This is a genomic window from Affinirhizobium lemnae (assembly GCF_022968395.1).
GTDB classification, from domain to species: domain Bacteria; phylum Pseudomonadota; class Alphaproteobacteria; order Rhizobiales; family Rhizobiaceae; genus Neorhizobium; species Neorhizobium lemnae.
Genome location: NZ_JALJQZ010000046.1, coordinates 22,201 through 28,200 on the forward strand (window position 1 = coordinate 22,201; position 6,000 = coordinate 28,200).

Annotated in this window: 7 protein-coding genes; 2 read left to right on the plus strand and 5 right to left on the minus strand. The window is 55.9% G+C overall.

The genetic code is table 11. From position 1 onward, the window contains the following. Positions 1 to 123: 123 nt before the first annotated feature. Positions 124 to 912, plus strand: a complete 789-nt coding sequence (locus MUU53_RS19480; RefSeq protein WP_247262371.1) for a MerR family transcriptional regulator — start codon at positions 124 to 126, stop codon at positions 910 to 912. Between the two features lie 77 nt (positions 913 to 989). Here MUU53_RS19480 and MUU53_RS19485 read toward each other — a convergent pair whose 3' ends face one another. The 5 genes from MUU53_RS19485 to MUU53_RS19505 form a co-directional block, all read right to left on the minus strand. Beyond that, complete coding sequence (locus MUU53_RS19485; RefSeq protein ID WP_247262377.1) at positions 990 to 2,033, minus strand: sulfate/molybdate ABC transporter ATP-binding protein; 1,044 nt, start codon at positions 2,031 to 2,033, stop codon at positions 990 to 992. A gap of 10 nt (positions 2,034 to 2,043) precedes the next feature. Beyond that, positions 2,044 to 2,901 carry a sulfate ABC transporter permease subunit CysW gene (cysW, locus tag MUU53_RS19490; protein ID WP_247262372.1) on the minus strand — a complete coding sequence of 286 codons (858 nt, stop codon included), beginning with the start codon at positions 2,899 to 2,901 and terminating at the stop codon, positions 2,044 to 2,046. After that, on the minus strand, positions 2,894 to 3,751 hold the full coding sequence (gene cysT, locus MUU53_RS19495) for a sulfate ABC transporter permease subunit CysT (RefSeq protein WP_247262373.1): 858 nt from the start codon (positions 3,749 to 3,751) through the stop codon (positions 2,894 to 2,896). Before cysT ends, cysW begins: the two co-directional genes overlap by 8 nt. 14 nt (positions 3,752 to 3,765) lie before the next feature. Then, positions 3,766 to 4,791, minus strand: a complete 1,026-nt coding sequence (locus MUU53_RS19500) for a sulfate ABC transporter substrate-binding protein (protein ID WP_247262374.1) — start codon at positions 4,789 to 4,791, stop codon at positions 3,766 to 3,768. Between the two features lie 203 nt (positions 4,792 to 4,994). Next, positions 4,995 to 5,423, minus strand: a complete 429-nt coding sequence (locus tag MUU53_RS19505; protein WP_247262375.1) for a YqaA family protein — start codon at positions 5,421 to 5,423, stop codon at positions 4,995 to 4,997. A gap of 139 nt (positions 5,424 to 5,562) precedes the next feature. Between MUU53_RS19505 and MUU53_RS19510 the strand changes: the two genes are divergently transcribed. Next, on the plus strand, positions 5,563 to 5,913 hold the full coding sequence (locus MUU53_RS19510) for a thiol-disulfide oxidoreductase DCC family protein (protein ID WP_281435200.1): 351 nt from the start codon (positions 5,563 to 5,565) through the stop codon (positions 5,911 to 5,913). Positions 5,914 to 6,000: the final 87 nt, after the last annotated feature.

A 6,000-nucleotide genomic window follows, 5' to 3' on the forward strand; every position in this document is an offset into this window, starting at 1 on the left:
CTTACATTTTTTCTGTAGTTTTACAATCGGGGTTCGACACATTATTTCAGCATGGACCGATCAGAAATTCAGAGCAGCGGCAAGGTGGATACAATCCTATTCAAAATCGCGGAGGCGGCGCGCATGGCGGGGGTTTCGCCCTCCACCCTGCGCCTATGGGAAAGCCAGGGGTTGATTGAGCCGATCCGGACGCCCTCCGGACAGCGCCTGTTTGACAGCTCGCACATCGACCGTCTGAAAATGATCAGCTACCTCAGGACCGAAAAAGGACTGAACCCGGCGGCAATCCGTGAGCAGTTGAAGCAAGAATCTGTAGCTTCGGACACTGACAGCGCCTCCAACGAGGAAGAGCTTCCCACAGGCTCCCATCTATCAATCGGCCAGAAGATCAGACGTATGCGACGAGAGGCAAGCAAGACCCTGGATGCGGTGGCGCGCGATCTCGATATCCCGATTTCGCTTCTCTCGACATTCGAGAGGACATCGCAGGGGTTGTCGCTCAAAGGAATGCATGATCTGGCCAACTATTTCGGCACGACCATCACGTCCTTGAGCGGACAGGAGGAACCAAGCGGCGCGGAATCACTCATTCGTTCCGGTAGATGGTCGACCTGGCCAACGACCTTTTCAGGCGTCACTATCCAGTGTCTGGCGGAGGGACGCAACCAGATGGAATGCCATCGGTTTGTTCTGGCACCAGGAGCCTCAAGTGAAGGAGCCTACAGGCATCCGGGGGAGGAGTTTCTACATATTCTCTGCGGAAACCTTGAGATTATGCTGGATGGTTCAAACTTCTTTGAGCTTGCGGCAGGCGACAGTTTTTATTTCGAAAGCACACGTCTCCACTCATGGAGAAATATTCACGACGGTGAAACGGTGCTGATCTGGGTCAATACACCGCCCACCTTCTGATTGTTCATCTCGCCGTTTCGCCCGCATGGTCTGGACGCCAGTGCAAGAGAATGCGCCACATCCTCCCGCGCAGCAGTTCAAGCGCTTCTGGGAAACAGCTGCCAATGCTTGGGCCGGAAGTTGATCTGGCTCCTCAGGGCAGCCGGGTGATCAACGGGCACATCGACTTCTACCCGGTACTGGCTGCCGCCGAGCTCGAGTTCCAGGCGGCGAGCGCCGGCAAGCCGTCTGCTACCGACCACGACGCCATCAAAGCAACCGCCACAGCCACTGAGAAATTCGATGTCATGCGGACGGAAGAACAGCGATGACGGGCCTTCGGCTGCGCCATCGGCCTTCAGGCCAACCGTGCGGTCGTCAAGCCATACCTCACCATTTTCGACACGAACCGGAAGCTCCGATGCCTCACCGATGAAGCGATGCACGAAGGGAGAGCCGGGCTTGTCGTAAACATCATCGGCTGATCCAACTTGCTCAATCTTGCCCTGGCTCATCACCACGACGCGATCCGCGAGTTCCAATGCTTCTTCCTGATCATGGGTAACGAACACAGTCGTATGGCCAGTACGATCATGAAATTCTCGGAGCCATTTGCGCAGTTCCTTGCGAACCTTGGCATCCAGTGCACCGAATGGCTCATCCAGCAGAAGAACCCGCGGCTCGATTGCCATGGCACGCGCCAAAGCCACACGCTGGCGCTGACCGCCAGACAACTGATTGGGATAGCGCTTTTCCAGACCCGAAAGATGGACCATCTCAAGAAGCTCGGCGACCCGTTTCCGAATCTCATTCTTGGGAGGGCGAGTGGAAGACGGACGAACATTCAATCCGAACGCTATATTTTCAGCCACCGTCATATGCCGAAACAGCGCGTAATGCTGGAAGACAAAGCCGATGTTACGCTCCTGAACGCTCTTGTGCGAGGCATCCTCTCCACCGAACAAAATCTTCCCGTTCGTAGGCTGATCGAGTCCGGCGATGAGGCGCAGAAGCGTGGTCTTTCCAGAACCTGACGGACCAAGCAGAGCAATGAGTTCACCGGAACGGATATCGAGAGATACATCGTTGAGGGCCGGAAACCGGGCAAATTCCTTGGTGACGTTTGATACAGTAACTTCCATCATTATGCCCTTAGTGTCGACCGCCGGCATTGCCAGCGCCAAATCGTATTTCCAGAAGCGTCTTCAGCGCGAGCGTTACGAGTGCGAGCGCTGCCAGAAGGGAGGCAACCGCAAAGGCGGCCGCCATATTGTATTCATTGTAGAGAATTTCCACATGCAGAGGCATGGTGTTGGTCAGTCCGCGAATATGGCCGGACACAACGGACACCGCACCGAATTCCCCCATGGCACGCGCATTACAAAGAAGGACGCCGTAGAGCAGACCCCACTTGATATTGGGAAGAGTAACGTACCAAAAGGTTTGCCAACCGGAAGCTCCAAGAGAAAGTGCCGCTTCCTCATCTCCCGAACCCTGATCCTGCATGAGCGGAATCAGCTCACGCGCGACAAAGGGGAACGTCACGAACACCGTCGCCAGGACGATACCCGGAACCGCAAAGAGGATTTCGATCCCATAGCTCTTCAAGATAGGTCCCAGCACACTGTGGCTTCCAAAGAGAAGCACATAAACCAGACCCGAAATGACCGGTGAGATCGAAAACGGCAGATCGATGAGGGTTATCAGGAAAGCTTTGCCTTTGAACTCGAACTTGGCGATTGCCCAGGCGGCAGCGACGCCAAAGACGAGGTTCAACGGAACCGCAATCGCGGCAACGAGCAATGTCAACCGAATGGCCGCCGCGGCATCCGGTTCAACCAAAGCTTCCCAATAGCTGGCAGCACCCTTGCGGAAGGCTTCGATGAACACCGCGACCAGCGGCAGGAAGAGAAAGAAGGCGAGATACAGGCCACCGATCGATGTCAGGACGATCTTGGTTCCAGTCCTCTCGTCGACAGGATTGACGAAGCGAGTTCCGCGATCAGCCATGGCCGTACCTCCCCCTGCTCCACGATTGGATTAGATTGATGATCAGAAGCATGGCGAAGGAGATAACCAGCATGATAGTCGCAATCGCCGTCGCGCCCGCATAATTGAACTCTTCCAGCCGAATGACGATCAACAACGGAGCGATCTCGGAAACGTAAGGAATGTTTCCTGCGATGAAGACGACAGAACCGTATTCGCCGACGCCGCGTGCAAACGCCAGGGCAAAACCCGTCATGATCGCGGGCAGCAGGCTGGGCAGCAAGACCTTGAAGACGGTCTGAAAACGGTTCGCACCAAGCGTGGCTGCAGCCTCCTCGACCTCGCGATCAATCTCTTCCATCACCGGCTGCACGGTGCGGACCACGAAGGGGAGCCCGATGAAAATCAGCGCTATCGTGATGCCGATCGGTGTGTAAGCGATGCGAATATCGAAGGGCGTGAACCATGCGCCGATCCATCCCTTCGGTGCATAGAGCGCACTGAGCGCAATGCCTGCGACCGCCGTTGGCAAGGCGAACGGAAGATCCACCATCGCATCGATCAGGCGACGGCCGGGAAAATCGTAGCGAACCAGAACCCAACAGATCAATACGCCGAAGACGACGTTGATCAGGGCTGCGATCAGCGCAGTTCCGAAGCTGATCTTGAGCGCGGCCAAAGTCCGCTCATCAGTCAGGATGGACAGAAACTCGGATGCCGAAAGCGAGCTGGCCCGGAATATGAGACCGGCCAGTGGTATCAGGATGATGAGGCCGAGGTAGGCGAGCGAAAAGCCGAGCGTCAACCCAAAACCTGGGATGATGCTCGGCTCCTTCAATCGCCACCGCGTGGAAGCGGTGGTTGATGTCATATCAGGCGCACTCCTCAGCGTGCCGGCTTGTAGATCTGGTCGAAGATGCCGCCGTCACCGAAGTGCTCAGGCTGCGCTTTCTTCCAACCACCAAACTGCGGATCATCAATGGTGACAAGCTTGATGTCTGGCAAGGCCTTCAGCAGTTCCGGCTTCACGACCGCACGGTTGGCCGGACGGTAGAAGTGTTTTGCTGCGAGGTTCTGGCCTTCATCGGAGTACAGGTACTGCAGGTAAGCTTCTGCGACCTTGCGCGTTCCCTTGGCATCCACATTGGCGTCAACCACTGCAACCGGCGGCTCTGCAAGGATGGAGATGGGCGGCACGACGATTTCGAACGCATCCTTGCCGAATTCCTCACCGGCGAGAAAAGCTTCGTTTTCCCAAGCCAGCAAAACATCGCCGATCTGGCGCTGCGCGAAGGTGACCGTCGAGCCGCGGGCACCGCTGTCCAGCACCGGGGCACGCTTGTAGAGATCTGCAATGTAAGCCTTGATCTTCGCCTGATCGCCCTTGAACTCTTCGTTCGCCCAGGCCCATGCCGCGAGATAGTTCCAGCGTGCGCCACCGGAGGTCTTTGGATTAGGTGTCACGATCTTCACATCACCCTTGACCAGATCGCCCCAATTCTTGATGCCCTTGGGATTGCCCTTCCGGACAAGGAAAACGATCGTGGAGGTATACGGAGAAGAGTTGTTGCCGAGGCGTGCGCGCCAGTCGGGCTTTATCTTCCCGCCATTCTGTACAATGGCGTCAATGTCGCTTTCCAGTGCAAGCGTCACCACATCGGCTTCAAGACCATCGATAACCGAACGCGCTTGCTTGCCAGAACCGCCATGAGACTGCTGGATCGTAACAGTCTCACCAGCTTGCGCTTTGTAGTGCTTGGCGAAGGCCGCATTGAAGTCCTTATAGAACTCGCGTGTCGGATCATAGGAAACATTCAACAGTGTCGTGTCGGCATGCACCGACGGTGCCAATAGAAGCGATGCAAGTACACCAGCTACGGCAAACCTCAAGGTGCGAATATTGTTCGACATGGCAACTTCCCTCCAATTGATGACTTAAGACTACCGAATGGGTCGACTTAGTCAACGAAGGTCCAGCTATTAAGAAATATGTTTCACTTTGATGATCAGCGTGGAGAAAGTCTGATCGACATCCAGTTCGCTTCACGCAAAGAATCGCGCGTCTACAGACGCTGATCTGGAATATTCTTGAACAGTCGAGACCGTCCTATGCTTCAAAATGCGTTGGATGCTAGCGCTGCGATCACGCAATAGCGCGCAAACTTTGCGATCGTAACGAGGATGACAAAGCTTGCCAGCGGTTCTCGTAGTATGCCTGCGACAACCGTGATCGGATCACCAATGATCGGAACCCAACTCGTCAGCAGAGACCATCGGCCGAATTTTCTATACCAGCGGCTTGCCCGATCAAGGCCGGCTTCGGAGACAGGAAACCAGCGCCGAGTACGAAAACGTTCGATCCCTCGACCGAGCGCCCAGTTCACGACAGATCCCGCGACATTCCCGATGGTGGCAAATACAATGAGCAGACCGACCGGGTGTTCAGCCTGGACGACGAGATAGGCAAGGAGCGCTTCTGATTGTGCTGGCAATAGGGTTGCCGCGACGAAGGCTGTTGCCATCAGCCCGAGATAGGCCATCATGTCCGGTCTGTCCCGCGTCCGCCTCAGTCTGGGGGTCTCGTAAACCAAATTGCCTTCCGGGTCAAAGCGCTCTTCGCGTCCGCATTGATCCGTCGGATCAGAGAGGGCGTAGCTCGGCACAAAAGAAAGGCTAGACGGAATGTATCCTCATCGTGTGACGGTCTGGTTCGACAGCGGATGCCCGCTTTGCCGTCGCGAAATTGCGCTGATGCGAAAGCTGGACCGCGGCAATGCAATCCGCTTCGTGGATATTTATGATGCATCGGCCAGTTGCCCGGTTGATCGTGAAGAGGCACTGGCGCGGTTTCATGCGGAAGAAAATGGCAAGCTTTATGTCGGTGCACAGGCGTTTGCTGCAATGTGGCGGGCGATTCCCATATTCCGCCCACTCGGAATTATGGCAGGATGGGCGCCTTTGACTCCCCTTTTCGACTTACTTTATCGTGGCTTTTTGCGCATCAGACCACGCCTGCAACGGCTGTTCCAGTAAGACCGTATACCCGTCTTCGTGGCTGAGGTGGCTCGCCCTACACTGGTCTTCCGAGGGTTGCTCGGACAGGCCGAGCCGATCCTCATC

What these genes read in the sequence shown, in the direction of transcription:
- cysW (WP_247262372.1), bottom strand. Translation starts at nt 2,901, where the DNA reads ATGGCTGATCGCGGAACTCGCTTCGTCAATCCTGTCGACGAGAGGACT.
- MUU53_RS19485 (WP_247262377.1), bottom strand. Translation starts at nt 2,033, where the DNA reads ATGGAAGTTACTGTATCAAACGTCACCAAGGAATTTGCCCGGTTTCCG.
- MUU53_RS19480 (WP_247262371.1), top strand. Translation starts at nt 124, where the DNA reads ATGGCGGGGGTTTCGCCCTCCACCCTGCGCCTATGGGAAAGCCAGGGG.
- MUU53_RS19510 (WP_281435200.1), top strand. Translation starts at nt 5,563, where the DNA reads ATGTATCCTCATCGTGTGACGGTCTGGTTCGACAGCGGATGCCCGCTT.
- MUU53_RS19505 (WP_247262375.1), bottom strand. Translation starts at nt 5,423, where the DNA reads ATGATGGCCTATCTCGGGCTGATGGCAACAGCCTTCGTCGCGGCAACC.
- cysT (WP_247262373.1), bottom strand. Translation starts at nt 3,751, where the DNA reads ATGACATCAACCACCGCTTCCACGCGGTGGCGATTGAAGGAGCCGAGC.
- MUU53_RS19500 (WP_247262374.1), bottom strand. Translation starts at nt 4,791, where the DNA reads ATGTCGAACAATATTCGCACCTTGAGGTTTGCCGTAGCTGGTGTACTT.